The following is a 25362-nucleotide window of genomic DNA, read 5'->3' on the forward strand; positions in this document are numbered from 1 at the left end:
AAGCCTTTCCCAGGCAAAGCCGCAGGGGGCGGCAGACGAGTCGGGCTGTACGCCGGGTTCTGTTCCGAGGGGGTCTCGCGATCCCCTCGGCGACGGCCATCCATCTAGGACCGGTGTTGCCACCGGTCTCGTGCGGTCTACCCGCGGACTCGGGTGGGCAGCCCTCGAACGTCCGCGCAGAAACACCGGGGTGTTTCCTTTTGACCTTGCTCCAGGTGGGGTTTACCTAGCTGCCCAGGTCACCCTGGGCACTGGTGGTCTCTTACACCACCGTTTCACCCTTACCGAGGACCGAGGTCCCCGGCGGTCTGCTTTCTGTGGCACTGTCCCGCGGGTCACCCCGGGTGGCCGTTAGCCACCACCCTGCCCTGTGGAGCCCGGACGTTCCTCGGGAAGCCCCCTAGGGGGACTCCACGCGGCCGCCCGCCCGGCTCGTCTGCCGTGCCGACCATGGTACCGGGCGGGCGGGACGTCGCGGACCGGCGGCCGTCGCCAGCACGGAGCCGGTCAGGATCAGGGCGAAGGCCACCAGGACCGTGGGGGTCAGCGGCTCGTTCAGGAAGGCGGCGCCGGCCGCCACCGCGACCGCCGGGTTGACGTATGTGATCACCGTCGCCCGGGTGGGGCCGGCCTCCTTGATCAGCTCCAGGAAGGCCACGAAGGCGACGGCCGTGCAGATCACGCCCAGGCCGGCCAGCGCGGCCAGGGCCGGGCCGGAGGGCACGGCGGACGGGCGGGTGAGGACGGCGACGGGGGCGTAGACCAGCGCCGCGAGGGTGAGGCAGGCCGCCGTCAGGTGCAGGGACGGGACCTCCTTCAGGCGGCGGGCGGCTATCAGCGGTGCCGTCGCGTAGCCCAGGACCGTCAGCAGGACCTCGGCCAGGGAGCGGGCGTCGCCGCCGGTCAGGTGGGGAAGGGTGAGGACCGTGACGCCGGCCAGGCCGAGGGCCAGGCCCGCGAGGCGGCGGGCTCCCAGGTGTTCGCTGCCGCCCAGCAGCCGTCCCGCGATCACGCCCACGATCGGCACCCCGGCGATCAGCAGGCCCGCCGTGGAGCTGGACAGGTGCCGTTCGGCATCGGTGAGGGTGAACCAGGGGATCAGGATCTCCAGGCACGCGAAGGCCAGCATGGGACGCCAGTGGGTGCGTACGGTGCGCGGCAGGCCGCCCTGGCGCGCGGCGAACGGGAGCAGCAGGAGCGCGCCGAGCGCACAGCGCGTGAAGACCACCACCGGCGGGGACACCTCGTCCACCGCCACCTTGATCATCAGGTAGGGGATCCCCCACACCACTCCCATGAGGGAGAACAGGAACCAGCCACGTGCAGTCATGCGGCGAGTGTCGGCCGGATCAACCCTGGACGTCTTGAACGCTGTTGCGGTAGGCCGCCGGCGTCACCCCCAGCACCCGGCGGAACCAGCGGGTGAGGTGCGCCTGGTCGGCGAAGCCGACGAGCGGGGCCACCTCGGCGGGACGCAGCCCGGCGGCGAGCAGCGCGCGGGCCCGGCTCACCCGGTACTGGGCGAGCCAGGCGTACGGCGGTATCCCCATGGTCGTACGGAAGGCCCGCAGCAGCTGGTAGCGGGACAGGCCCAGGTCGGCGGCGAGGCAGGCCAGCGGCGGCGGGTCGGTGAGTTCGTCGGCGAGGCGGTCGCGGACGGTCAGGGCGATCGCGCCGGCGCCGGGGATCAGGTCGGCCCCGGCCCGGGCCGTGGAGTGGCGGCGGGCCAGGGCCGTCAGCAGCCAGGGGATGCGGGACTCGGCCTCCAGCGGGTCGGGGCAGGCGCTGAGCTCGGTGTGGGCGCGGCGGAGGGCGGCGGCGAGCTCGGGGTCCTCGAGGAGGGGCTCGCGGAAGTACGGCAGCCCGCCGAGGATGCCGTCGGTCAGCAGGGACGGCTCGGCGTACAGGGCGCGGTAGGCGTAGCCGTCGGTGGCGTTGCCGGGGCCGCCGGTGTGCATCTCGCCGGGGTCGAGGACGACGATCGTGCCCGGCCCGGTGCGGATGTGGCCGCCCCGGTAGGCGATCACCTCGCAGCCGCCCACGCACACGCCGATCGTGTACTCCTCGTGCGCGTGCGGGGCGTACACGTGGCGTCGGAAGCTCGCCGTCAGCAGGTCGAGCGGGGGTCCGACGGGACCCAGTCGCGCCCTCGTCCACAGCGCCTGTTCCGCCATCGGGCACCCCCTCGCCTGTCGTCCGCCGACGGGTGCAACGCCGCCAGGGCCCGCTTCCATCCCCCTCCACCCCCGGGCCCGACCCGGCCCGGCCCGGTCGAGGAGGAGGCCGGGCGCGCGGAGGCCCGGCTCGGCCCGCGGCGGGGCGCGGGCGGCACGCCGTACGCTGTCGCGGAGGTCTACGTGAGGAGTACGTGTTGCTGGTCCTGCTGCCGCCCTCGGAAGGCAAGGCGAGCGCGGGGGAGGGTGCCCCGCTGGAGCTGTCGTCGCTGTCTCTGCCGGGGCTGACCGCCGCGCGGGAGGCCGTGCTCGGGGAGCTGGTCGAGCTGTGCGCCGGGGACCCCGACCAGAACGAGAAGGCGCGCGAGGTGCTCGGGCTGAGCGAGGGACTGCGCGGCGAGGTCGCGAAGAACGCCGGACTGCGCACGGCGGGCGCCCGCCCCGCCGGCGAGATCTACACCGGTGTGCTCTACGACGCCCTCGGCCTGGCCTCGCTGGACGCGGCGGCGCGGCGGCGCGCGGCGGACTCGCTGCTGGTGTTCTCCGGGCTGTGGGGCGCGGTGGGGCCGGCGGACCGGATCCCCTCCTACCGCTGCTCGATGGGGGTGAAGCTGCCGGGTCTGGGCGCGCTGGCCGGGCACTGGCGGGCGCCGATGGCCGAGGTGCTGCCCGAGGTGGCCGGGGAGGGCCTGGTGCTGGACCTGCGCTCCTCCGCGTACGCGGCGGCCTGGAGGCCGAAGGGCGAGGTCGCCGGGCGGACGGCGACCGTACGGGTGCTGCACGCGCCGACCCGGAAGGTCGTCAGCCACTTCAACAAGGCGACGAAGGGGCGGATCGTCCGGAGCCTGCTGTCGGCCGGGACCGCGCCCGAGGACCCCGCCGAGCTGGTGGAGGCGCTGCGGGAACTCGGGTACGTGGTGGAGGCGGAGGCGCCGGGGAAGGCCGGCAAGGCGTGGTCGCTGGACGTGCTGGTGGAGGAGATCCACTGAGCTCATTGCAGCATGTGCAACGTTCATTGCGTATGCTGTAGCTGCTGGGCACGATGAGGACATGACCTCGCCGCTGCCCTCGCCCTCCGCTGCCTCCGTGCTGGATCTCGCGCCGGTGGTGCCCGTGGTGGTGCTCGCCGACGCCGCCGACGCCGTACCGCTGGCGCGGGCGCTGGTGGCCGGGGGGCTGCCCGCGATCGAGGTGACCCTCAGGACGCCCGCGGCACTGGACGCGATCCGTGCGATCGCCGGTGAGGTGCCCGGGGCGGCGGTCGGGGCGGGTACGGTCCTCTCGCCGGAGCAGGTGCGCGCGTGCGCGGCGGCCGGGGCCCGGTTCCTGGTCAGCCCGGGGTGGACGGAAGGGCTGCTGGACGCGATGCGGGGGTCCGGGGTGCCGTACCTGCCCGGGGTGTCGACCGCCTCGGAGGTCGTCGCGCTGCTGGAGCGCGGGGTGCGGGAGATGAAGTTCTTCCCGGCGCAGGCGGCGGGCGGTACGGCCTATCTGAAGTCGCTGGCGGGACCGTTGCCGCAGGCCCGCTTCTGCCCGACCGGCGGGATCGGCCCGGCGACCGCTCCGGAGTACCTCGCCCTCCCCAACGTCGGCTGCGTGGGCGGCAGTTGGATGGTCCCGGCGGATGCGGTGGCCGCCCGGGACTGGGCGCGGATCGAGGAGCTGGCGCGGGGCGCCGCCGGCCTCAGGGGCGCAGGTGGGACGTGTCGTTGAAGAGGCGGACGCTCGCGTTGCCGTCGGCGTAGTACGCCACCGCCGAGAGGGAGGCGGCCGACAGCTCCATGCGGAACAGGGAGGCGGGCGGGGCACCGAGGGCGAGGCGGACGAAGGTCTTGATCGGGGTGACGTGGGTGACCAGCAGGACCGTGCGGCCCGCGTGGGCCGCGACCAGCTTGTCCCGGGTGGCCGCGATCCGGGTGGCCGTCTCGGAGAAGCTCTCGCCGCCGCCGGTGGGGTGCGCCTCCGGGTCGCCGAGCCAGGCGTTCAGGTCCTCGGGGTGACGGTCCCGGACCTCGCCGAAGGTGAGGCCCTCCCAGGCGCCGAAGTCCGTCTCGCGCAGACCGTCCTCGACGGCGACGTCCAGGCCGAGGCGGGCGGCGACGATGCCCGCCGTCTCGCGGGTGCGGGCCAGAGGGGAGGCGACGACGGCCTGGACGGTGCCGCGCCGGGCGAGCGCCTCGGCGACCCGGCGGGCCTGCTCGCGGCCGACGTCGGAGAGGGAGGGGTCGGTGCCGCCGCTGCCGGAGAAGCGTTTCTGAGGGGTCAGGGGGGTCTCGCCGTGGCGGAGGAGCACCAGGGTGGCGGGAGCGCCGAGGTCGGGGGCACTGCTCCAGCCCGGGGTGGAGACGCGCTGCTCCGTGGGGGCGTCGGTGGCCGGGCGCGGCTCGGTGGGGGCGGCAGGGCGGCGCTCGGTGGGCGTGGCAGGGGCCTGCTCGACGGGAGGTGCCGCCTTCTGCGGGACGGGCGCCGTCGTGGCGGCACGGCCGCCCGCGGCGGCGGCCGCGTCGGCCGCTCGTCCCTCCGCCAGCGCCGCACGGGCCCTGGCCGCGCCCGCCGCCGCGTCTCCCGGCGGGCCGGACGGCTCGGGAACGGCCGGCGGAGCGTCCAGGGCCGCCCTCGACTCCGCCGGGGACCACTGCCTGCCCTTCACCCCTGCGTCCATCGCCTCGTTGGCCAGGCGGTCCGCGTGCTTGTTCCGCTCACGGGGGATCCACTCGTAGGTGACCTGGGCCGACGGGAAGACCGTCCTCGCCTCGGCCGCCAGGGGCTTCATGTCGGGGTGCTTGATCTTCCAGCGGCCCGACATCTGCTCGACGACCAGCTTGGAGTCCATCCGGACGTGGACCACGGCGGACGGGTCCAGGGTGCGGGCCGCGCGCAGGCCGGCGAGCAGGCCCCGGTACTCGGCGACGTTGTTCGTGGCCACGCCGATGTACTCGGCGGACTCCACCAGGGTCTCCCCCGTCGCCGCGTCGCTCACCACGGCCCCGTAGCCCGCGGGCCCCGGGTTGCCCCGCGACCCGCCGTCGGCCTCGACGATGAACTCCCGCACCCCACAGGCCCCTTGTCTACCGACGTCTACAGACCGGACTCGGCCGTGCGCACCAGGATGCGGCGGCAGTTCTCGCAGCGCACCACGGTGTCGGGGGCCGCCGCGCGGACCTCGTTCAGCTCCGTGATCGCCAGCTCCTGGCGGCAGCCCTGGCAGGTACGGGCGTACAGCTTGGCGGCGCCGATGCCGCCCTGCTGCTCGCGCAGCTTGTCGTAGAGCTTGAGGAGGTCGGCGGGGACGGAGGCCGCGACGACCTCGCGCTCCTTCGCCACCGAGGCGGCCTCGCCGTCGATCTCCTCGAACGCGGCGGCCCGGCGGCCGCCCGCGTCGTCGATCTTCGACTGGACGGAGCCCACCCGCTCGGTCAGCTCGCTCACCCGCTCCTGCGCGGCCTCGCGGCGCTCCATGACCTCCAGGACCACGTCCTCCAGGTCACCCTGCCGCTTGGCGAGGGAGGCGATCTCGTGCTGGAGGTTGGACAGGTCCTTGGGCGAGGTGACCGCGCCGGAGTCCAGCCGCTGCTGGTCCCGGGCGGCGCGCTGGCGCACCTGGTCCACGTCCTGCTCGGCCTTGGTCTGCTCGCGGGCCGTGTCGCTCTCCTGGGTCTGCGCGGCCACGAGCAGGTCGCGCAGCTGCGTGAGGTCCTTGGTCAGCGACTCGATCTCGGCGTGCTCGGGCAGCGACTTCCGCTTGTGCGCGAGCTGCTGGAGACGGACGTCGAGGGCCTGGACGTCGAGGAGTCGGATCTGGTCGGCGGGCGCGGCGTTCAGTTGGGGGCTCCCAGGTTCAGCTAGAGGTGGTGGACGCCGCGTGGGCGGTCCAGGGGTCGGTGACCGTCTTGGAGACGTGGACGCGCAGGTCCCAGCCGTGACGGTCGGAGATCTCGTCGAGCTGGCTCGCGGCCAGCTCGCACCAGGGCCACTCGGTGGCCCAGTGCGCCGCGTCGAGCAGCGCGAGGGGGCTCTGGGCCACCGCCTCGGAGGCCGGGTGGTGGCGCAGGTCGGCGGTGAGGAAGGCGTCGACACCGGCCGCGCGGACCTGGTCGAAGAGACTGTCGCCGGAACCGCCGCTGACGGCGATCGTCCGGACGACGGCCTCGGGGTCGCCGGCCACCCGGATGCCCTGCGCGGTGGCGGGCAGCCGCTCGGCGGCGCGGGCGGCCAGCTCGCGCACGGTGAGAGGGTGGTCGAGTTCGCACACGCGGCCGAGGCCCCGACAGCCCTGCGGGTCGGCCGGGTCCGGCACGAGGGGGCGTACGACCCGGAGGTCGAGCGCGCCGGCCAGGGCGTCCGAGACGCCCGGGTCGGCCGTGTCGGCGTTGGTGTGGGCGACGTGCAGCGCGATGTCGTTCTTGATCAGCGTGTGCACGACCCGGCCCTTGAAGTGGGTCGCCGCCACCGTCGTCGTACCGCGCAGGTAGAGCGGGTGGTGGGTGACCAGCAGGTCGGCGCCGAGCTTCACCGCCTCCTCGACGATCTCCTGCACGGGGTCGACGGCGAACAGGACCCGGGTGACCTCCTGATCGGGGTCGCCCACGACCGTGCCGACCGCGTCCCAGGACTCGGCCCGCTCGGCGGGCCAGAGGTTCTCCAGCGCGGCGATGACTTCAGACAGACGGGGCACGGGGAAAAGGCTACCTGGCTGTTCGGCGGGGCCGCACCGGAACCGTCCGGCGTCCCGCTCAGCACAGCACCCCCCGCTTCCTCAGAGGAATCGCTTCTGCGCCACCCGTATGTGTGAAGTGGGCGACCGCCGGTCCCACGGCCGTGCGTACGAAAACTAGCTTCGTCGCCGGAGGTGACCGAACGATGACCGCCTGTGCGACCGAACCCCCGTCGACCGGTGCCGCGGACGGCTCGACGGCCTGCGCCATCACGGCGGACGGCGCGTACGCGGCCCGGCTCGCGCCGGCCGGTGACTGCTGGTTCCCGGAGCGCTGGACGCTGGACGGCCCGGAACCGTACGCCGTGCCGCTGCCCGGCAACCAGCCGGAGGAGCCGGGCACCGAGGTGCAGCCCATGGGCGACGGCCGGGTGCTGATCCACCGGCTGGCCGAGGGCCGGCACGTCTTCTCGCTGCTGTACCCGACCGGGCCCGGCACCGGCGAGCTGCCGCTCGGCGCGGTGCAGTGCCCGGAGCCCGGCGCCCGGCTGAGGCTGCTGCCGCCGGCGCCGGGGGGCGTGCGGGCGTACGCCCTCGCCGTCGGCCCGCGCTCCGCGACCGTCTGGCTGGTGGCGGGCGGGGCCCGCGGTCCGGAGCGGGTCGCCGAGGTGCCGGGGCGCTGCGCGGGCGGGGTCTGGCTGGACCGCGGCGGGCGGATGCTGGCGCTGGACCGGGAGCTGGGCGGCCGGACCAAGACGGTGGTGGTGGACCTGGAGCGCGCGGAGGTCTCGCCGCTGCTGCAGATCGCGGACGGCAGCGACGACCGGCTGCTGCTCGCCGACCCCGACAGCGGGCTGCTGCTGATCTCCTCGGACGCGCCCTGCCCCGGACGGGAACGGTTGGGCTGGGGCGTGCTCGGCAGCATGCTGCCGGTGCGCTTCCCGGAGTGTCTGCGGATGCCGGACTGCGCGGTGACGCCGTTCGCCGTCCAGCCGGGGCAGGTGCTGATGCCGGAGAACTGCGCGGTGGCGCTGCGGGTCGACGGCGCGTTCGGCAGCTGGGTCGGCATCTGGCGGCCGGCCGAGCGGCGGGTGCGTCATCTCCCGTCCCCCGAGGGGTGGTTGGCGGGGGCCGGGCTGTGGACGCGGGACGGGGTGCTGCGGCTGCCGTACGCGACGCGGGAGACTCCGTGCGGCGTGGCGGAGCTGCCGGTGCCGAGGGGGGAGACGGGGGCCACGGGGGCCGCGGGCGGTACGGCCGCCGCGGTGCCGGGGGAATCGGGGGGCGGGGGCCTGGGGGATCCGGTCCCGGACGGTACGGCTGCCGGGGTGCCCGAGGCGCCCCGGGAGGGGGCGGAACCGCATCCTCCGGAGCCTGCGGTGGCGCGTCCTGTGCCGTTGCAACAGGCACCCCTGGGACGTCTTGTAACGAAGTAGTGCCGGTTGGCGTGTGCGCCTGGATTCGGCCCGCGGTGTGCCGGTTACACTCGCCCGGCTGTACGAAAGATCATGTTGACGGGGTGAATACGTCCGATGAGCGACACCAGCACGACGGAGCAGCTGTCCGCCGATTCTCACGAGGCTGCCGGCCACGGCCGGCACCGGGGCGCGGTATCGGCCCAGGAGAACGAGACGGCTCCGCACGGCCGGCACCGCAAGCCGGCACAGGAGGCCGCAGAGGCGGCCGCCTGACGGTGGTAACGGAAGAGGGGGCGCCGGCCGGCGCCCCCTCTTCCCTTTCCTCCTCTTCCCTTTCCTCACCCGCGTTTCAACCCCAGCACCTCCGCCGCCGCGAAGGTCTCTCCCGGGGGCCGGTCCGCGTAGTGCGGGGTCAGCAGTGCGTCGAGTTCGTCGTACGTGAACGTCTCCTGCTTGCTGTCGAACTTCGCCTGCACCCGGGGACGTTCGACGATCGCCACCATGCCGCCGTGCACGACGAGCAGCTGTCCGTTGATCCGGGCGGCGGCCGGTGCGGCCAGGTAGCCGACGAGGGGGGCGACATGCTCCGGGGCCAGGGGGTCGAGGCCCTCGTCCGGCGCCCGCAGGCCGGCGAAGACGTCCTCGGTCATCCGGGTCCGGGCGCGCGGGCAGATGGCGTTGGCCGTGACGCCGTACTTGGCGAGGGCCAGGGCGGTGGACGTGGTCAGGCCGACGATCCCGCCCTTCGCCGCGGCGTAGTTGGGCTGGCCGGCGGAACCGGCGAGGAACGCCTCCGAGGAGGTGTTCACGATCCGCCCGTACACCGGCCCCCCGGCCGCCTTGGCCCGCTCCCGCCAGTGCGCGGCGGCGATCCGGGTCGTGTTGAAGTGCCCCTTGAGATGGACGCGGATCACCGAGTCCCACTCGTCCTCGGTCATGGAGAAGACCATGCGGTCGCGCAGGATGCCCGCGTTGTTCACGAGGACGTCCAGCTTGCCGAACGCGGCGATCGCCAGCCGGACGAGGTCCCCGGCCTGCCCGGGGTCGGCGACGTCCCCGGTGTGCGCGAGGGCCTCGCCGCCGGCCGCGCGGATCTCGGCGGCGACCTGTTCGGCGGGCCCCGCCGACGCCTCGCCGGACCCGTCCCGCCCGGGCTGCCCGTAGTCGTTGACGACGACGGCCGCGCCGAGCCGGGCGAGTTCCAGGGCCTCGGCCCGGCCGAGCCCGCGCCCGGCACCGGTGACGACGGCGGACAGTCCTTCGAGAGGCAGTGACATTCCGCTCCGCCCTCAGATCTCGATGCAGGTGCGCAGGGCCGTCCCGGACCGCATCCGGTCCAGGGCCTCGTTGATCTCCGCCAGCTGCACCCGGTGGGTGATCAGCCCGGCGAGGTCGACGCGCCCGGCCCGCCACAGGGCGATGGTGCGCTCGTAGGAGCGGATCACGTCGCCGCCGCCGTACAGGGAGGGCAGGATGCGCTTCTCGTCGAAGAACAGCTCGAACATGTTGAGCTGCAGGAAGTCGTCCATGGCACCCGCGCCGACCACGACGAGGGTGCCGCCGCGCCGGGTGTTCTCGTAGGCGGTGCGGGCGGTGGCCGACCTGCCGACCACCTCGAAGACGTAGTCGAAGCCCTCCCCGCCGGTGACCCGCTGCTTGGCGTCGGCCAGCTCCTGAGGGGCGACGGCCTGCGTCGCCCCGAACCTGAGCGCGGACTCGCGCCGGGAGGCGACCGGGTCGACGGCGACGATCTCGGCGGCGCCCTTCAGCCGGGCCCCCTGTACGGCGGAGATGCCGACGCCCCCGCACCCGATGACGGCGACCGACGAACCGGCCTCCACGTCGGCCGTGTTGAGGGCGGCCCCGAGCCCCGTGGTCACCCCGCAGCCGATCAGCGCGGCGATGTCGTACGGCACGTCGTCCGGGATGGGCACGGCGCAGCCGGCGTCGACCACGACCTCCTCGGCGAAGGTGCCGGTGCCCGCGAAGCCGAAGACGTCGCCGCCGGAGCGCCGGAAGTTCGGGGTGCCCGCGTTCATGAACCCGGCCAGGCACAGCTCGGTCTGCCCGCGCCCGCAGGCCGGGCAGGCCCCGCAGGCCGGCAGCCAGCACAGCACGACCCGGTCGCCGGGCTTCAGGTGCCGTACGCCGTCGCCGACCTCCAGGATCTCGCCGGCGCCCTCGTGGCCCGGCACGAACGGCGCGGGCTGCGGCAGCACCCCGCTCATCGCGGACAGGTCCGAGTGGCACAGCCCGGTGGCCCGCACCCGGACCCTGACCCTGCCGGGGCCGAAGCCCACCGCCTCGACGTCGTCGTGGACCTCCAGCTTCTCCTGGCCGATCTCGTGCAGTACGGCTGCGCGCATGCTGCGGCTCCCCTCAACTGCTCACTGGATCAAGAGTGTTCGACGATCGTGTCGGCGAGGACCGGCGCGTCCCGGCGCTCCACGGCGCTCACGGCCACCCGGACGCTCCCCTCCTGGCGCCACATGCGGATGCGCAGGGTCTCGCCCGGGTACACCACCCCGGCGAACCGGGTGCCGTAGCCGCGGACGCGGGTGACGTCGCCGCCGAGCAGCGTGTCCACGACCGCCTTCAGCGTGATGCCGTAGGTGCACAGGCCGTGCAGGATGGGCCGCTCGAAGCCGGCGAGCTTCGCGAACTCGGGGTCGGCGTGCAGCGGGTTCCAGTCGCCGGAGAGGCGGTAGAGGAGGGCCTGGTCCTCGCGGATCGGGCGCTCGACGGTCCGGTCCGGGTCACCGGTGGGCGGGTCCAGTCGGGTGGCGGGGCCGCGGTCGCCGCCCCAGCCGCCCTCGCCGCGGACGAAGATCTGCGAGTCGTTGGTCCACAGCGGCCCGTCGGGGTCGGCGACCTCGGTGCGCAGGACCAGGATGGCGGCCTTGCCCTTGTCGTACACGGCGGCGAGCCGGTTGGCCGCGGTCGCCGTCCCCTCGGCCGGGATGGGGCGGTGGATGCGCAGCGTCTGCCCGCCGTGCAGGACCTTGGCGAGCTCGACCTCCACGCCGGGCATCGACAGGCCGCTGATCACCCCGGGCGCGCCGGAGCCCGCGACGGTGGCGAAGCTCGGCAGGACGTGCAGCCGGGACTCCAGGGTGTAGCGCAGCTCGTCGGGGTCGGTGGCGGGGGTGCCCGCGCCGATGCCGAGGTGGTAGAGCTGTACGTCCTTCGTGGTCCAGGTGATCTCGCCGGTGCGTGGTTCGGCGGCGAGGGCCTTGGCTGCGTCGATGGGCATGGGACTCCTGGGGGATCTCAAGACCTCGGCACGACCGTCCGCACCGTCGGCCGCACCGAGGTCGTCCATGGGCGGATCTAGAACGCGTTCCATTCCGGCGCCCTCTGTATAGCCCAGTGCTCCGCACTTGGGAAGGCTCCTGACGCCGTGTCAGTTCGCGTCGGCGGTGACATTTGTCCTGCCCGAGTCCGTACATGCGCATCTGCCGGAGCCGGGGCCCGGCTCCGTAGGGTTCGGTTCGTACGCTGCGCCGTCGCACGACCGCACGGCGGGGACCGTCCGATCGGGGGGATCAGGAACATGACCTGGGCACGGAGAATCCGCTGCCACATACGGGCGCTGCGGGCCGAGCGGCGCCGGTGGCGGGCCGACATCGAGCGCTTCCGGGCCGCGCAACGGGCCGCCCGCAAGCAGGGGAAGCACCCGGACCTCGACCATCCGGGCCCGCCGCCCACCGGCTTCGCCCTGCTGCCCTGGCTGCTGATGGGGATGGGGGCCTTCTCCAACGTCCTCCAGGGCAGGACCCCGAACCCGTGGATCGGCGGCCTGGGCCTGCTCGCCTTCAACTCGCTCTACATCTACGTCACCTTCCGCTCCTTCGACCGGAACAAGCGCGAGGCGGTCTCCACCCGGGTGGCGCTGGCGCTGGCGGGCCTGCTGACCACGGGTCTCGCCCTCGGGTACGGCGGTGACTGGCTGATGTTCTTCCCGCTGCTCGGGCTGGCGGCGGGAGCCTCCCTGCGCGGCCCCTGGCTGGGCCGTACGGGCCTGCTGCTCTCGGTGTACGCGGGTGCCGTCTGCTACGTCCGCGACGGCTGGGGCACCGCGTCGAGCATCGGCTACGCCACCTTCATCTCCAGCATGGTGACCGCCGCGATCCTCGGCCTGTCCGAGGCCGTGCGGGAACTGCGGGCCGCCCGTGAGGAACTGGCCCGGCGCGCGGTGGAGAAGGAGCGGCTGCGCTTCTCCCGCGATCTGCACGACCTGCTCGGGCACACCCTGTCGGTGATCGTGGTGAAGTCCGAGGCGGCCCGGCGGCTGGCCGCGCGCGACCTGGACGCGGCGCTGGGGCAGATCACGGACATCGAGTCGGTGGGCCGGCAGGCGCTCACCGAGATCCGCGAGGCGGTGACCGGCTACCGGGAGGGCAGCCTCGCCACCGAGCTGACCCGGGCCCGCTCGGCGCTGTCCGCGGCGAGCGTGACACCGGTGGTGCGCGAGTCGGGCGCGCCGCTCGCACCGCAGACGGAGGCGCTGCTCGGCTGGGTGGTGCGGGAAGCGGTCACCAACGTCGTCCGGCACAGTGACGCCGGCCGGTGCGAGATCACCGTCGAGAGCGGCGGCGAGCGGGCCCGGCTCACCGTGACCGACGACGGCTCGGGCCGGGCCGCCGGCCGGCCCCGGGAGGGCATCGGCGGCACGGGCCTGAAGGGGCTGACCGAGCGCCTCGCGGCGGCGGGCGGCTCGCTCACGGTCGGCCCGTCGCCACGCGGCGGTTTCACGGTGACCGCCGAACTCCCGCACCGGTCGGCGGAGTCCGCCGAGGCGGTGACTACGGCGCCCAGGGCGGGGCGACCGCCCAGCTGACGTCGTCGGTCCACGACGTGGTGCTGTCGAAGTCGTCGGAGCCGCCGTCGCTCGCTATGTACAGGTTGTAGTCGTAGTGGCGCAGATAGCGCGTCGGGTAGTTGTACGAGGCGAACGAGGTGCCGGTGCCGCTCTTGCCGGTCTGTGGGCAGAAGGTGGCGTCGGCGCGGAACTGGGCGGTGCCGTCCATGGGCTGCCGGTGGAGCTTGTAGTCGTAGTGGCGCAGGAAGTCGCCGGGGTGGTTACGGGACTCGAAGGAGACGCAGGAGCCGCTCGCGAGTCCTCGGCGGACGATCCAGGTCGCGTCGCTCCTGTCCAGGCTCGAACTGCCCGACGTGATCGGGGAGAGCACGCCCGCGTCGTTCTGGTGGCGGACGTAGTCGGCGGTGCAGCAGGAGGTGGTGGCGCGCAGCGAGATCTCCGAGCCGGGGGTCAGCGTGCCGGTGCTGCCGGTGGCGCCGCCGTAGCCGACGGAGACGATGTCGGCCTGGACGGCGTCGTCGGCGGCGTCCGTCGGGATGCCGGAGGTCATGACGCCCTCGAAGAAGGAGCCGATGGAGCCGTTGCTGTTGTCACCGCCGGTGCCGAGGACGATGGCGCCCTCCTGGTGCATCGGCGCGTAGCCGCCGGCGGTCGGCTCGCCCCCGGAATAGGTGGTGGTCAGCCGGCCGGATTGGGCATTTCCATATTTCAGCGCGAAATGGTTCTGCCCGTTGTTCTTCAGCAACGCGGTCACGAACGGCAGCGGCCCGGTCCCCGTGTTCGAGGTGTTCCTGCTGTGTCCGGCGTCGGACTGGAACAGCCCGTTCTCCAGGTCGGCCTGCACCCAGGGGCCCTGCCCGTAGCAGGGCGAGAACCAGCACTCGGTGCCGAAGTTGATGGCGTCCATGTGACCGTTGCCGGTGTCCTTGTTGTTCGTCTCGGCGTTGCCGTAGTCGAAGCAGCAGCGGTTGTTGACGTGGGTGCCGGACGTCACCATGTACATCCCCTCGGCCTGCCCGTTCACGGCCACGCCCGAGGTGGAGTCGTCCCGGTAGCCCATTCCGGCGGAGATCTCCAGGCCGTAGACCTGGTGGCCGCCGACGGTCACCGGCAGCGCGTCGGCGGGGGCGCCGACGTCGGCCGCCCCGGCCCCGCCCGCGCCCTCGACCGTGAGGTCGTTGTGGCGCGCGGACTGGTCGTAGATCCCGGTGATGACGCAGGTCGTGCCGGAACAGAAGGAGTCCTGCGCGGCGGCGTTCGCGTAGCCGCCGGCGGACAGCAGCCCGATGTCCTTCGTGGCGCCGTCCGAGGCGCGCTTCACCTGGTAGAGCGAGCCGTTGTACGCGGAGTACAGCGCCCTGACCAGGCTGTGCGCGGCGACGCAGGGGGTGCCGGCGGCGCCGTAGACGTCACAGGGCAGCGCACTCGCGGCGGCGGCCGGGGATGCGCCGGTGCCGAGCAGCAGCCCGGCGAGGGCGGCGCAGACGGCGAGCACGGAGAGGACGGCGTTTCTGATCCGGCGGGGGCCGGAGCGGGGGGTTGTCGAGAGCACGGTGCACCTCGGGTTCGTCGGGGACAGCGTCCGTTCGGGTTCGCCTGTCCGATATCTCGGACGGCGTTCGATCGAAATACCGAACCAATTCGCCTGGTTGAATTACCGTGGATTCCTGGAAATGCACCGGAGATTGTTTTGGCACCGGCCGGTCCCGTCAACCCCCGGTGCGCCGAAAAGACGGAGTCTTGGCCGACGCCGCCTGCCGGCGCGCCCGCGGCCGTACTCTGAGCCCATGAACGAGATGCCCCGGGAGCACCGGCCCGCCACGTCCGTCCGGGTGCTGCTCGCCGAGGACCAGGGCATGATGCGCGGCGCTCTCGCCCTGCTGCTCGGCATGGAGGCGGACATCGAGGTGGTGGCCCAGCTGGCCTCGGGCGACGCCATCGTGGACTCCGTGCTCACCCACCGGCCGGACGTGGCCCTGCTGGACATCGAACTGCCGGGCATGAGCGGCCTCGACGCGGCGGCGGAGCTGCACCGGCAGGCGCCCGACTGCCGGGTGCTGATCCTCACCACCTTCGGCCGGCCCGGCTATCTGCGCCGGGCCATGGAGGCGGGGGCCGCCGGGTTCCTCGTCAAGGACGGGCCCGTGGAGGAACTGGCCGCCGCCATCCGGCGCGTGCTCACCGGGGAGACCGTGGTCGACCCGGCGCTGGCCGCCGCCGCCCTCAGCGCCGGGCCCAGTCCGCTGACGGCCCGGGAGTGCGACGTGCTGAAGGCGTCGGCCGACGGGGCGACCGTCGCCGACATGGCCGGCCGGCTGCATCTGTCCGAGTCCACCGTGCGCAACTACCTGTCCTCGGCGATCGGCAAGACCGGCACGAGGAACCGGGCGGAGGCCGTACGGGAGGCCCGGCAGCAGGGGTGGCTGTGACCTACCGGATCACTTCCGCGCCCTGGTAGGCGGTCCCCGCCGGCGCCGTGCACGCGAACCACTCCACCGGCGAGCCGGCCACCGCCTGGGGCTCGACCACCGTGCTGGTGCCGTCCTTCCAGCCGCACTCGACCTGCCGGGCGGTCAGGGCGACCGTGCCCACCACGAGCCGTTCGGGACCGTCGGTGTCCGCCGCGGCCAGGGGGACCGCCCCCGACATCATGTCCTTGCCGGTCAGGGCTTCCCACTTCTCGACCGTGTTGAAGATCATCGCCCTGAAGGGGTGGTCGCCGTAGTACAGGCCCGAGTAGTACGAGGTCTTCCCGACCAGGTGCGGGCTGTCGGGCAGCCCGTGCGACTCGATGCCGAACTTCCGCATCGCGGACCGCTGCACGGCCGCCTCCGTCCCGTCCCGCGGCGCTCCCCACACGGCCACGACCACCCGCCAGCGGGTGCCGTGGTCCGTGCCGCGCGCCAACTCCGTGACCTGCGGCTCGTAGACGTACCGTGCCTCGGGCGCGGACGGCCGCGTCGCCACGGGCCGCCCTGCGTCGCCGTGGCCGCCCGGCACCCCCGCCACCGCCAGGGTCGCCCCCGCCGACCCCGCCAGCACCAGGGCGGTGGTGGTCGCCATCGCCCAGCGGCGGGCCCTGCGCCGCCGGCCGCCGCGGATGACCGCCTGCACCGGGGCCGTGCCGATCTCGACCCCGTCCGCCGCGTCCGCGAGGAGGAGGGCGAGGTCCGTCTGCGTCATGTCGGTCATCAGGTGGTTCTCCCGGTCCGCGCTCATCACTTCCGCCCTCCGTACGTCACCGTGTCGGCCAGTCCCGGCAGGGCGCGGAGCTTGGCGATCCCCTTGGCCGCGTTGCTCTTCACCGTGCCGACCGAACAGCCCATCGCCTGAGCCGTCTGGGTCTCCGTCAGGTCCTCCCAGTAGCGCAGGACCACCGCCTCCCGCTGCCGCACGGGCAGGTGGGCGAGCGCCTGGAGCAGCGCGCCGCGGTCGTCGGCCTGCGCGATCCGGTCCCCCGTGTCGGCCACCTCGCGCACCAGGCCCGCGTCGTCCCGCGGGGCCAGGAACTCCTTCAGCCTTCTGCGGTGTCTGCGCGCATGCGCGTTGATCATCACCCGCCGTACGTACGCCTCCGGGTCGTCGGCGGCGCCGACCTTGCGCCAGGACGCGTAGACCTGTTCGAGCGTCGACTGGACCAGGTCCTCGGCGGCGTGCTGCTCCCCCGTGAGGAGGAATGCCGTACGCATCAGCCGCGGCCAGCGGCCGACCATGAAGCTCTGGAACTCCTCGTCCCGAGCCTTCTTCCCGTCCCCCATGAACACCTCCTTGATGTCAGAAGGAGTCCATGAGCGGCCCGGACCGTTGCCTCCCGTCACGGATCCGGCGCAGACGAGTTCTCGTCCGGCCCCCGGCCCACCAGCCGGGACAGCGGTCCCACCCGTGCGGGTCCCAGCCCTGGACGTACTCGCTGCCGCAGGCGACGGCGCAGCCGTCCGGGGCTGCCGCCGCGCCTCACTTCCGCGGCAGCCACACCCGGATCAGCACCGCGCCGGCCAGCAGCACCGCCGTGCTCGCGCGGAACGCCAGCGCGTAGCCGTCCGTCAGCGCCGCCGGGCCGTCGCCGCTGCCGGTGCCGGCCGCGGCGATCGTGGACATCACGGCGAGTCCGAGTGAACCGCCCATCGTACGGGAGGTGTTGATCAGGCCGGAGACCACACCGGCCTCGCCCGGTGCCGCCCCCGAGGTGGCCAGCGCGGCGAGCGGGGTCGCGGCCAGGCCCGCGCCGAGCATCATCAGCACCCCCGGGATCATGATCGCGGGGATGTACGCCTCGTGCGCGCTCATCGTGGACTGCCAGCCGAAGCCGGCCGCGGCCACCAGCGTGCCCCCCACCGCCACCGACCGCGCGCCCGCCGCCCGCATCAGGCGTGGCGCCAGCTTGGAGCCGACGACCACGGCGAGCGAACTGGGCACGAGGGCGAACCCGGCCTCCAGCGGTGTGTAGCCGAGCACGTTCTGGGCGTACAGCGTCATGAAGTACCACATGCAGAACATGGCCGAACCGGAGACGAACATGGCCGCGTTCGCCGACGCCACCGAGCGCACCCGGAGCAGGCCGAGCGGCATCAGCGGGGCCGCCGTACGCGCCTCGGCCAGCAGGAACGCGGCGATCAGCAGCAGTCCGGCGAGCAGCGGCAGCAGGGTCGCCGCCGCGCTCCAGCCCTGCGCCTCGGTCTGCGCGATGCCGTAGGCCAGCGCCGCGAGGCCCGCCGTCACCAGCAGCGCGCCCGGCAGGTCCAGGCGCCGCCCGTCCCCCGCCCGGCTCTCCCGGAGCCACAGCACCGAGCCGGCCAGCACCACCGCGCCCACCGGCACGTTGATCAGCAGCACCCAGCGCCAGGACGACAGGTCCACCAGCACCCCGCCGACCAGGCCGCCGGCGGCCCCGCCCCCGGCGCCCACCGCGGTCCAGGTGGCGATGGCCCGGGCGCGCGCCGGCCCCTCCGGCACCGCGGAGGTCAGCAGGGTCAGCGTCGACGGGGCCAGCACCGCGGCACCCAGCCCCTGTACGGCCCGCGCCAGCAGCAACTGCCAGCCGTCCTGGGCCAGTCCGCCGCCCAGCGAGGCCAGCGTGAACAGGGCGAGGCCGACGAGGAACATCCGCTTGCGGCCGTAGAGGTCGCCGGCCCGGCCGCCCAGCAGCATGAAGCCGGCGAAGGCGATGGCGTAGGCGTTCACCACCCACTGCAGACCGGAGGTCGTGAGCCCGAGGTCGGCCCGCATCGAGGGCAGGGCGACGTTCACGACGGACACGTCGAGCACGACGAGGAACTGACCGGCGCAGGCGAGGGCGACCACCAGCCAGGTCGGGGGTGCGGTGCGGCGGGATATGAGGGGTGGGGTGACGGCGGATTCGAGCATGGGTGTCATGGTCTCAACCCGCGGACGGTCCTGGCATCGGCATTTCGGACCAGCGCGGGATGGGCCGTACGGCCTACACCCGCCGCAGCACCGTCACCACCGCCGCCCCGCCCAGCCCGATGTTGTGCGCGAGTCCCACGCGCGCACCCGGCACCTGGCGCTCCCCCGCCTCTCCCCGCAGCTGCCACACCAGTTCCGCGGTCTGGGCCAGCCCGGTCGCGCCGAGCGGGTGTCCCTTGGAGATCAGCCCGCCGGACGGGTTCACCACCCACCGGCCGCCGTACGTCGTCGCGCCCGACTCGATCAGCTTGCCCGACTCGCCGGTCGCGCACAGGCCGAGCGCCTCGTACGTCAGCAGCTCGTTGACCGAGAAGCAGTCGTGCAGCTCGATCACGTGCACGTCCTCGATGCCGAGCCCGGCGCGTTCGTAGGCCTGCCGGGCAGCCTCCCGGGACATCGGCTGCCCGACGACGTCGATGCAGGAGCCGGACGCGAAGGACTCCTCGGTGTCCGTGGCCATCGCCTGCCCGGCGATCTCGACCAGGCCGTTTGCCGGCCGTCGCCCGGCGAACCGCTCGGAGACCACCACGGCCGCCGCCGCGCCGTCCGAGGTCGGCGAGCACTGGAGCTTGGTCAGCGGACGGTGGACGGTACGGGAGGCGAGGATGTCGCCGACCTCGTACACGTCCCGGAACTGGGCGTAGGGGTTGTGCGCGGAGTGCCGGTGGTTCTTGGCGGCGACGGCGGCGAGCTGCGCCTCGGTGGTGCCGTACCGCTCCATGTGCTCGCGGGCCGCGTCACCGAAGATCTGCGCGGTCGGCGGGGTCGCCTCGAAGCCGTGCCGGGCGGCCATGACGCCGTAGTGCCGGGCCACGGGGGAGGTCCGGAAGTCCCCGCCGTCCGCCCCGCCCCCGAGCGCGCCCTTCTTCATCTTCTCGAAGCCCAGCGCCAGCACGCAGTCGGCCGCGCCGCCCTCGACCAGCTGGCGGGCGAGCATGAGCGCGGTCGCGCCCGTGGCGCAGTTGTTGTTGACGTTGTAGACGGGGACGCCGGTGAGACCCAGCTCATACGCGGCTCGCTGACCGGCCGTCGAGGGCTGGAAGCAGTAGCCGACGGGAACCTGTTCCACATCGGCGTACGTGACGCCCGCGTCCGCCAGCGCCGCGCTCCCCGCCTCCCGCACCATGTCCCAGTACTGCCATGAACGCGTCTCGGGCTTCTCGAACCTGGTCATCCCGACCCCGGCGACATAGGCCTTCATGGCGCAGGAGACTAGAACCTGTTGCAGCAATGCACCAGACCCTCACCCAGATTCCTGACGTAACGTCAGAAACCCATGGGCCGGTCAAGAATCGATTAGAGGCCCGAAGCAACGGAATAGTTGCCTGTGCATACGAGGTTTACCCGGCACTTATGTTCACGGGAGGCCTCACTCAATGACTGACACGACGACCGATCAGCCCGCTCGGCGACCGAGCGGCGCCGTGGTCCCGGTGCTCGCCTTCGCGGGCATCGTGGTCGCGGTGATGCAGACCCTGCTCGTGCCGGTCATCAAGGACCTGCCGCAGCTGCTGGACACCGCCCCCTCCAACGCCACCTGGGTCCTGACCTCGACCCTGCTGTCCGGCGCCGTCGCCACCCCGATCATGGGCCGCCTCGGCGACCTGTACGGCAAGCGGCGCATGCTCATCCTCAGCCTCGCCGTGATGGTGGTCGGCGCCCTGGTCAGCGCCCTCACCAGCCAGCTGCTCACCATGATCGTGGGCCGCACCCTGCAGGGCTTCGCCATGGGCGCGATCCCGCTCGGCATCGGCCTGATGCGCGACATGCTGCCGCGCGAGAAGCTCGGCTCGGCCATGGCCCTGATGAGCTCCTCCATAGGCGTCGGCGGCGGCCTCGCGCTGCCCGCCGCCGCCCTGGTCGCCCAGCACTCGAACTGGCACGCCCTGTTCTACGGCGCCGCCGGCCTCGGCGCCGTCGCCATCGTCCTCACCCTGCTCGTCGTGCCCGAGTCCCCGATGCGCGCGGAGGGCTCCTTCGACCTGCTCGGCGCGATCGGCCTGTCCACCGGCCTGGTCCTCCTCCTGCTGCCCATCACCAAGGGCAGCGACTGGGGCTGGTCCTCGGGTACGACGCTCGGCCTGTTCGCCGCGTCCGTCGCCGTCCTCCTCCTGTGGGGCCTGTTCGAGCTGCGCGTCCAGGCGCCCCTGGTCGACCTGCGCACCACCGCCCGCCCGGCCGTGCTCTTCACCAACCTCGCCTCGATCATGGTCGGCGTCGCGTTCTACGTCGTCTCCCTGGTCCTGCCGCAGCTGCTCCAGCTGCCGAAGGCCACCGGCTACGGCCTCGGCCAGTCCATGGTCGTCGCGGGTCTGTGCGTGGCCCCGCTGGGCCTGACGATGATGTTCACGGCCCCGGTCTACGCCCGGCTGTCCGCCAAGTACGGCCCGAAGACCACCCTCATCATCGGCCTGCTGATCATCGCGCTCGGCTACGGCGGCGGCCTCGGCCTGATGGACGCGGCCTGGCAGACGATCGTCACCTCCGTGGTCCTCGGCGCCGGCATCGGCCTCGCCTACTCCTCCCTGCCCGCGCTGATCGTCGGCGCGGTCCCGGCCTCGGAGACCGGCGCGGCCAACGGCCTCAACACCCTGATGCGGTCCATCGGCACGTCGGTCTCCAGTGCCGTCATCGGCATGGTGCTGGCCAACACGGCGGACAACGTGGGCGGCATCGCCGTCCCGACCATGCACGGCTTCCGGGTCTCCTTCCTGATCGCCACGGCCGCCGTCGCCGCGGGCCTGCTGCTCGCGCTGTGCCTGCCGAAGGCCGGCCGGCCGGCTCGGCAGCAGCACACGCAGCTGCGGGCCAGCAGCGAGGAGGACGCTTCGCTGGAGCGGGCCGAGGAGGTGCTGCGGGGCTTCCGCGGCCGGGTGCTGGGTGCCGACGGTTCCCCGGTCGCCCGGGCCAAGGTGACCCTGATCGACCGGCGGGGCCGGCAGGCGGGGGCGGCCGTCTCCGACGAGGACGGCGGCTATGTGCTCGCCGTGCCGGCCGAGGGGGCGTACGTGCTGGCCGCGAAGGCCTCCGGCCACGGGCCGCTCGCGTCCTCCGCCACGCACTCCGGTGAGGAGCGCGCCGTCGAGCTGGACCTCTCCCTGCCCGGGGAGACTGTGCACGCCTAGAAGCTCCCCGCACCCCTTCCGCACGCACCCCCTGTCGAACACTCGGCGGGGGGTGCGGCAGCATGGGCGCTCACACCGTCGTACGACCGGAAGGCCCCCTGATGTCCGCGCCCTCCCCCAAGCCCGAGATCCTGGCCGCGTTCGAGGCGGCCAAGGGGTTCATGCCCGTGGACGAGGGGCTGGCGCTGTACGCGGCTGCGCTGGAGGCGGGGCGGCTCGGGCTGCCGCTGCTGGAGGTCGGCACCTACTGCGGGCGCTCCACGATCCTGCTCGCCGACGCGGCCCGGCAGGCCGGGGTCAGCGCGCTGACCGTCGACCACCACCGGGGCAGCGAGGAGCAGCAGCCCGGCTGGGACTACCACGACCCGCAGACCGTGGACCCCGAGGTCGGCCTGATGGACACGCTGCCCGCCTTCCGGCGCACGCTGTTCCGGGCGGGCCTGGAGGAGCACGTGGTCGCGCTCGTCGGCCGCTCCCCGCAGATCGCGGCGATCTGGAACTCCCCGCTCGGCCTCGTCTTCGTCGACGGCGGCCACACCGACGAGCACGCCACCGCCGACTACGAGGGCTGGGCCCCGCACGTCGCCGAGGGCGGCCTCCTCGTCATCCACGACGTCTTCCCGCATCCGGAGGACGAATTCACCGGGCAGGCGCCCTACCGCGTGTATCTGCGGGCACGCGAGTCCGGGGCGTTCACCGAGGTCACGGTGGCCGGCTCACTGCGCGTCCTGCGGCGAACGGGAGCGGGGATCTGAGGCCCCGGTTAGAGTCACAGACGTGTCGTACGTAGGCCCGGACTTCGATCCCCCGCAGCCGCGCCGGCCCCGGCGCGGCCCCCTGACCGTCGCGCTCGCCGCGCTCGTGCCCGGCGCGCTGCTCGGCTGGGTGGTGTACGAGGCGGTGGGCGGCGGTGGTTCCGGCGGCTCCGGCCATGCCGCCGCCACGTCGGCCGCGCGCACGACCGCGGCCCACTCGTCCCCGCCGGCCCGCTCCGCCTCGCCCACCGACGACGGCAAGCGGCCCCCCAAGGCGCCCGCGCCCACCGGATCCGGCCCGCTCAAGGGCAAGGTCGTCGTCATCGACCCGGGGCACAACCAGGGCAACTTCCGGCACACGGCCGAGATCGGCCGACAGGTGGACATCGGCACCAACCACAAGGAGTGCGACACCACCGGGACCTCCACCAACGCCGGTTACACCGAGGCCCGGTTCACCCTCGACGTGGCCCACCGGCTGCGCACCCTGCTCGAACAGCAGGGCGCCACGGTGAAGCTGACGCGTGACGGGGACAGCCCGCCCTGGGGGCCGTGCGTGGACGAGCGGGCCAGGATCGGCAACGTGGCGCACGCGGACGCCGCCATCTCCCTTCACGCCGACGGCTCCGCGGCGGGCAACCGCGGCTTCCACGTGATCCTGCCGGGGTCCGTGCACGCGGGTGCCGCCGACACCCGGCCGATCGTCGGCCCCTCCCGCGACCTCGGCACCCGGATCGCGGGGACGTTCCTGCGCGACACCGGTGAGCCGCCGTCCAACTACCTCGGCGAAGGTACCGGTCTCGTCACGCGTACGGACCTGGGTGGTCTCAATCTGTCAACGGTTCCCAAGGTGTTCATCGAGTGCGGCAACATGCGCGATAGCAAGGACGCGGCACTGCTGACCAGCGGCGCCTGGCGGCAGAAGGCCGCGCAGGGGATCTCTGAGGGAATCGTGAGTTTCCTGCGCGAGTCGTGACCGGCGGGCGGATGCGGCCGGACAACCGGATCTTACGGACGGTAGTGTCTAGCGACGACGAGACGACCTACGAAGGATCTGAAGTGAATATCCGCTCCCTCACTAGAGGCGACGGCGTGGTGATCGGAGCAGCGGTGGTGCTGTTCATCGCGTCGTTCCTCACCTTCCAGAGCTACTCCTTTCTCGGCTCCTCGGCCGACGGGAACGCATGGGACAGCCTGGGCATGGGCCTCGGCGTGTACATGGGCGCGGTGATCGGTGCCGTCCTCATCGTCGTCAACCGCTGCCTGCCGCAGCAGCGCAAGGTGCTCGGGCTCGACCTGGCACAGGTCGGTACCGCCTTCCCGGTCCTGACCGCCTGGGTGCTGCTGTGGTCGCTGATCGACACCCCGGACGGTGCGAGCGCCGGCGCCGGTCTCATCCTCGGCCTCATCGCCGCTCTCGTCCTCGCGGGTGCCGCCATCGCCACGCCCCAGGTCCCCGCGCTGCAGGCCGAGTTGATCCCGGCGCCGAAGCCGGCCGCCCCGCAGCCCTACGGCGCGCAGCCGCCCGGTGGTTACGGCTACCCGGGTGCGCAGCCGCAGCCGTACGGCGCCCAGCCGCAGCCGGGCCAGCCGTTCGGGCAGCAGCCGCAGCCCGCGCAGGGCGCCCCGGCACCGCAGCCGCCGGCCGGGGACTTCTCGCCGTTCTGGTTCGCCGTGCCGGTGACCCGCCCGCTGTTCGCGGAGGACGGCTCGCCGGCCCCGATCGCCGAACTGGCCCCGGGCACCTGGTACCTGGCCGTCGAGCAGCGCGGTGCCGCGCTGGTCGCGCAGACCCAGGACGGCCGTCGTGGCGTGCTCCAGGACACCTCCGGCATCCAGCGCGGCTGACCGCCCGCACCCCGCCGCAGCGACGGCCCCTCGCCCTTCCGGGCGGGGGGCCGTTGCCGTACAGTCGCCTCCCATCAGTGAACTGACGGTTCGTCAGGAGGCAGGCGCATGCGGCTCGGTCTCGCACTCGGATACTGGGGACGCGGTCCGGACGCCGGTCATGTGGCGCTCGCGCGGGAGGCGGAGCGGCTCGGGTACCACTCGGTGTGGACGGCGGAGTCCTGGGGCTCGGACGCGTTCACGCCGCTGACCTGGATCGCCGCCCACACGTCGACGATCCTGCTGGGTACGGCCGTTGCCCAGATGGCCGCCCGTTCGCCGGCCGCCACCGCGATGCACGCGCTCACCCTGGACCACCTGTCCGGCGGGCGGACGATGCTGGGGCTCGGCCTGTCGGGGCCGCAGGTGGTGGAGGGCTGGTACGGCCGTCCGTTCCCGAAGTCGCCGCTGACCGCGACCCGGGAGTACGTGGACGTCGTACGCCAGGTGCTGCGGCGCGAGGCGCCGGTGGAGGTGGACGGGCGGTTCCACCCCCTGCCCTACCGGGGTCCGGACGCCACCGGGCTCGGCAAGCCCCTGAAGCCGATCACGCACCCGCTGCGTCCCGGCCTCCCCGTCCTGCTCGGCGCGGAGGGCCCCCGGAACGTCGCCCAGACGATCCGCATCGCCGACGGCTGGCTGCCGCTGTACTGGGCGCCGAGCCGGCCCGAGGTGTACGGGGAGGCGGTGCGGAAGGTGCCGGAGGGGTTCCTGGTGGCGCCGATGGCCCGGGTGAAGGTGTGCGAGGACGTGGCCGAGGGGCTGCTGCCCGTGAAGGCCATGCTCGGCTTCTACATCGGCGGGATGGGACACGCGGCGCGCAACTTCCATGCCGACCTCATGGCCCGCATGGGGTACGAGGAGGAGGCGCGGCGGATCCAGGAGCTGTTCCTGGCGGGCCGGCGCATGGAGGCCGTGCTGGCCGTGCCGGACGCCTTCGCCGACGAGATCTCGCTCGTCGGGCCGCGTGAACGCATCGCCGAGCGGCTGCGGTTGTGGCGGGCGGGCCCGGTGACCGACCTGCTGGCCCTCTCACCGGACCCGCACACCCTGCGGGTGCTGGCGGAGCTGAACGCTTAGGGCCTTTCCTTCGGATCAGGCCG

The 25362-nt window shown here is 73.4% G+C and carries 23 protein-coding genes, 1 other RNA gene and 1 pseudogene; 11 read left to right on the forward strand and 14 right to left on the reverse strand.

Annotated elements, in window-relative coordinates:
• Window positions 1–32 precede the first annotated feature (32 nt).
• The 3 genes and pseudogenes from rnpB to AB0N17_RS29735 all read right to left on the reverse strand — a co-directional run bounded on the left by rnpB (window position 33) and on the right by AB0N17_RS29735 (window position 2174).
• Window positions 33–435: RNase P RNA component class A (gene rnpB / locus AB0N17_RS29725), an RNA gene on the reverse strand.
• Window positions 436–550: 115 nt separating this feature from the next.
• Window positions 551–1330: pseudogene (locus tag AB0N17_RS29730) on the reverse strand (DMT family transporter); the annotation flags it as partial.
• A 19-nt stretch (window positions 1331–1349) separates the two neighbouring features.
• On the reverse strand, window positions 1350–2174 hold the full coding sequence (locus AB0N17_RS29735; RefSeq protein ID WP_366014626.1) for an AraC family transcriptional regulator: 825 nt from the start codon (window positions 2172–2174) through the stop codon (window positions 1350–1352).
• A 197-nt stretch (window positions 2175–2371) separates the two neighbouring features.
• On the opposite strand from AB0N17_RS29735, the gene yaaA reads away from it, so the two are divergent.
• Window positions 2372–3163, forward strand: a complete 792-nt coding sequence (gene yaaA, locus AB0N17_RS29740; RefSeq protein ID WP_366014687.1) for a peroxide stress protein YaaA — start codon at window positions 2372–2374, stop codon at window positions 3161–3163.
• Window positions 3164–3224: 61 nt separating this feature from the next.
• Window positions 3225–3887: a bifunctional 4-hydroxy-2-oxoglutarate aldolase/2-dehydro-3-deoxy-phosphogluconate aldolase gene (eda, locus tag AB0N17_RS29745; RefSeq protein ID WP_366014627.1), complete on the forward strand. Its 663-nt coding sequence runs from the start codon at window positions 3225–3227 to the stop codon at window positions 3885–3887.
• Here eda and AB0N17_RS29750 read toward each other — a convergent pair.
• From AB0N17_RS29750 to AB0N17_RS29760, 3 genes are read right to left on the reverse strand one after another with little or no spacing between them, the layout of a single operon-like run.
• Complete coding sequence (locus AB0N17_RS29750; RefSeq protein ID WP_366014628.1) at window positions 3859–5226, reverse strand: bifunctional RNase H/acid phosphatase; 1368 nt, start codon at window positions 5224–5226, stop codon at window positions 3859–3861. The two genes, eda and AB0N17_RS29750, sit on opposite strands and share 29 nt — an antisense overlap.
• Window positions 5227–5252: 26 nt before the next feature.
• Window positions 5253–5996, reverse strand: a complete 744-nt coding sequence (locus AB0N17_RS29755) for a C4-type zinc ribbon domain-containing protein (protein WP_366014688.1) — start codon at window positions 5994–5996, stop codon at window positions 5253–5255.
• A gap of 16 nt (window positions 5997–6012) precedes the next feature.
• The gene (locus AB0N17_RS29760) at window positions 6013–6849 is read right to left on the reverse strand and encodes a Nif3-like dinuclear metal center hexameric protein (RefSeq protein WP_366014629.1); all 837 of its coding nucleotides are present in this window, start codon (window positions 6847–6849) and stop codon (window positions 6013–6015) included.
• A 185-nt stretch (window positions 6850–7034) separates the two neighbouring features.
• Here AB0N17_RS29760 and AB0N17_RS29765 point away from each other — a divergent pair, with 185 nt between their 5' ends.
• Both AB0N17_RS29765 and AB0N17_RS29770 read left to right on the forward strand, forming a co-directional pair.
• Window positions 7035–8264, forward strand: coding sequence for a hypothetical protein (locus AB0N17_RS29765; RefSeq protein ID WP_366014630.1), 1230 nt, complete (start codon window positions 7035–7037; stop codon window positions 8262–8264).
• Between the two features lie 96 nt (window positions 8265–8360).
• Window positions 8361–8519, forward strand: a complete 159-nt coding sequence (locus AB0N17_RS29770) for a hypothetical protein (RefSeq protein WP_366014631.1) — start codon at window positions 8361–8363, stop codon at window positions 8517–8519.
• Window positions 8520–8584: 65 nt separating this feature from the next.
• Here AB0N17_RS29770 and AB0N17_RS29775 read toward each other — a convergent pair whose 3' ends face one another.
• Genes AB0N17_RS29775 through AB0N17_RS29785 form a run of 3 tightly spaced genes read right to left on the reverse strand, consistent with a single transcriptional unit; the run spans window position 8585 to window position 11499 of the window.
• Window positions 8585–9523, reverse strand: coding sequence for a 3-oxoacyl-ACP reductase (locus AB0N17_RS29775; protein ID WP_366014632.1), 939 nt, complete (start codon window positions 9521–9523; stop codon window positions 8585–8587).
• A 12-nt stretch (window positions 9524–9535) separates the two neighbouring features.
• A complete protein-coding gene (locus AB0N17_RS29780; protein WP_366014633.1) occupies window positions 9536–10612 on the reverse strand; it encodes a Zn-dependent alcohol dehydrogenase in 1077 nt (358 codons plus the stop codon).
• Between the two features lie 29 nt (window positions 10613–10641).
• Window positions 10642–11499, reverse strand: a complete 858-nt coding sequence (locus tag AB0N17_RS29785) for a MaoC/PaaZ C-terminal domain-containing protein (RefSeq protein ID WP_366014634.1) — start codon at window positions 11497–11499, stop codon at window positions 10642–10644.
• Window positions 11500–11799: 300 nt separating this feature from the next.
• Here AB0N17_RS29785 and AB0N17_RS29790 point away from each other — a divergent pair, with 300 nt between their 5' ends.
• A complete protein-coding gene (locus AB0N17_RS29790; RefSeq protein ID WP_366014635.1) occupies window positions 11800–13086 on the forward strand; it encodes a sensor histidine kinase in 1287 nt (428 codons plus the stop codon).
• Here AB0N17_RS29790 and AB0N17_RS29795 read toward each other — a convergent pair.
• Complete coding sequence (locus tag AB0N17_RS29795) at window positions 13052–14620, reverse strand: alpha-L-arabinofuranosidase B (protein WP_366014636.1); 1569 nt, start codon at window positions 14618–14620, stop codon at window positions 13052–13054. The two genes, AB0N17_RS29790 and AB0N17_RS29795, sit on opposite strands and share 35 nt — an antisense overlap.
• A gap of 235 nt (window positions 14621–14855) precedes the next feature.
• Between AB0N17_RS29795 and AB0N17_RS29800 the strand changes: the two genes are divergently transcribed.
• Window positions 14856–15497 carry a response regulator transcription factor gene (locus AB0N17_RS29800; RefSeq protein ID WP_366014637.1) on the forward strand — a complete coding sequence of 214 codons (642 nt, stop codon included), beginning with the start codon at window positions 14856–14858 and terminating at the stop codon, window positions 15495–15497.
• A gap of 1 nt (window position 15498) precedes the next feature.
• On the opposite strand, the gene AB0N17_RS29805 is transcribed toward AB0N17_RS29800, so the two are convergent.
• The 4 genes from AB0N17_RS29805 to AB0N17_RS29820 form a co-directional block, all read right to left on the reverse strand.
• On the reverse strand, window positions 15499–16287 hold the full coding sequence (locus tag AB0N17_RS29805) for a hypothetical protein (RefSeq protein WP_366014638.1): 789 nt from the start codon (window positions 16285–16287) through the stop codon (window positions 15499–15501).
• Entirely contained in the window at window positions 16287–16826 is a 540-nt protein-coding gene (locus tag AB0N17_RS29810; RefSeq protein ID WP_366014639.1) for a SigE family RNA polymerase sigma factor, read from the reverse strand. The genes AB0N17_RS29805 and AB0N17_RS29810 overlap by 1 nt, the downstream gene beginning before the upstream one ends.
• A gap of 196 nt (window positions 16827–17022) precedes the next feature.
• Window positions 17023–18432, reverse strand: coding sequence for an MFS transporter (locus AB0N17_RS29815; RefSeq protein WP_366014640.1), 1410 nt, complete (start codon window positions 18430–18432; stop codon window positions 17023–17025).
• A gap of 73 nt (window positions 18433–18505) precedes the next feature.
• Window positions 18506–19693, reverse strand: a complete 1188-nt coding sequence (locus tag AB0N17_RS29820) for a lipid-transfer protein (RefSeq protein ID WP_366014641.1) — start codon at window positions 19691–19693, stop codon at window positions 18506–18508.
• Between the two features lie 175 nt (window positions 19694–19868).
• On the opposite strand from AB0N17_RS29820, the gene AB0N17_RS29825 reads away from it, so the two are divergent.
• The 5 genes from AB0N17_RS29825 (at window position 19869) to AB0N17_RS29845 (ending at window position 25339) form a co-directional block, all read left to right on the forward strand.
• Window positions 19869–21617 carry an MFS transporter gene (locus tag AB0N17_RS29825; protein WP_366014642.1) on the forward strand — a complete coding sequence of 583 codons (1749 nt, stop codon included), beginning with the start codon at window positions 19869–19871 and terminating at the stop codon, window positions 21615–21617.
• A 101-nt stretch (window positions 21618–21718) separates the two neighbouring features.
• Complete coding sequence (locus AB0N17_RS29830) at window positions 21719–22372, forward strand: class I SAM-dependent methyltransferase (RefSeq protein ID WP_366014689.1); 654 nt, start codon at window positions 21719–21721, stop codon at window positions 22370–22372.
• Between the two features lie 22 nt (window positions 22373–22394).
• Entirely contained in the window at window positions 22395–23348 is a 954-nt protein-coding gene (locus tag AB0N17_RS29835) for an N-acetylmuramoyl-L-alanine amidase (protein WP_366014643.1), read from the forward strand.
• 83 nt (window positions 23349–23431) lie between these two features.
• Window positions 23432–24220, forward strand: coding sequence for a hypothetical protein (locus AB0N17_RS29840; RefSeq protein ID WP_366014644.1), 789 nt, complete (start codon window positions 23432–23434; stop codon window positions 24218–24220).
• Window positions 24221–24328: 108 nt separating this feature from the next.
• Window positions 24329–25339 carry an LLM class F420-dependent oxidoreductase gene (locus AB0N17_RS29845; protein WP_366014645.1) on the forward strand — a complete coding sequence of 337 codons (1011 nt, stop codon included), beginning with the start codon at window positions 24329–24331 and terminating at the stop codon, window positions 25337–25339.
• Window positions 25340–25362: the final 23 nt, after the last annotated feature.

It is taken from the genome of Streptomyces sp. NPDC051133 (assembly GCF_040682635.1).
In the GTDB taxonomy this organism is placed as follows: Bacteria; Actinomycetota; Actinomycetes; order Streptomycetales; family Streptomycetaceae; genus Streptomyces.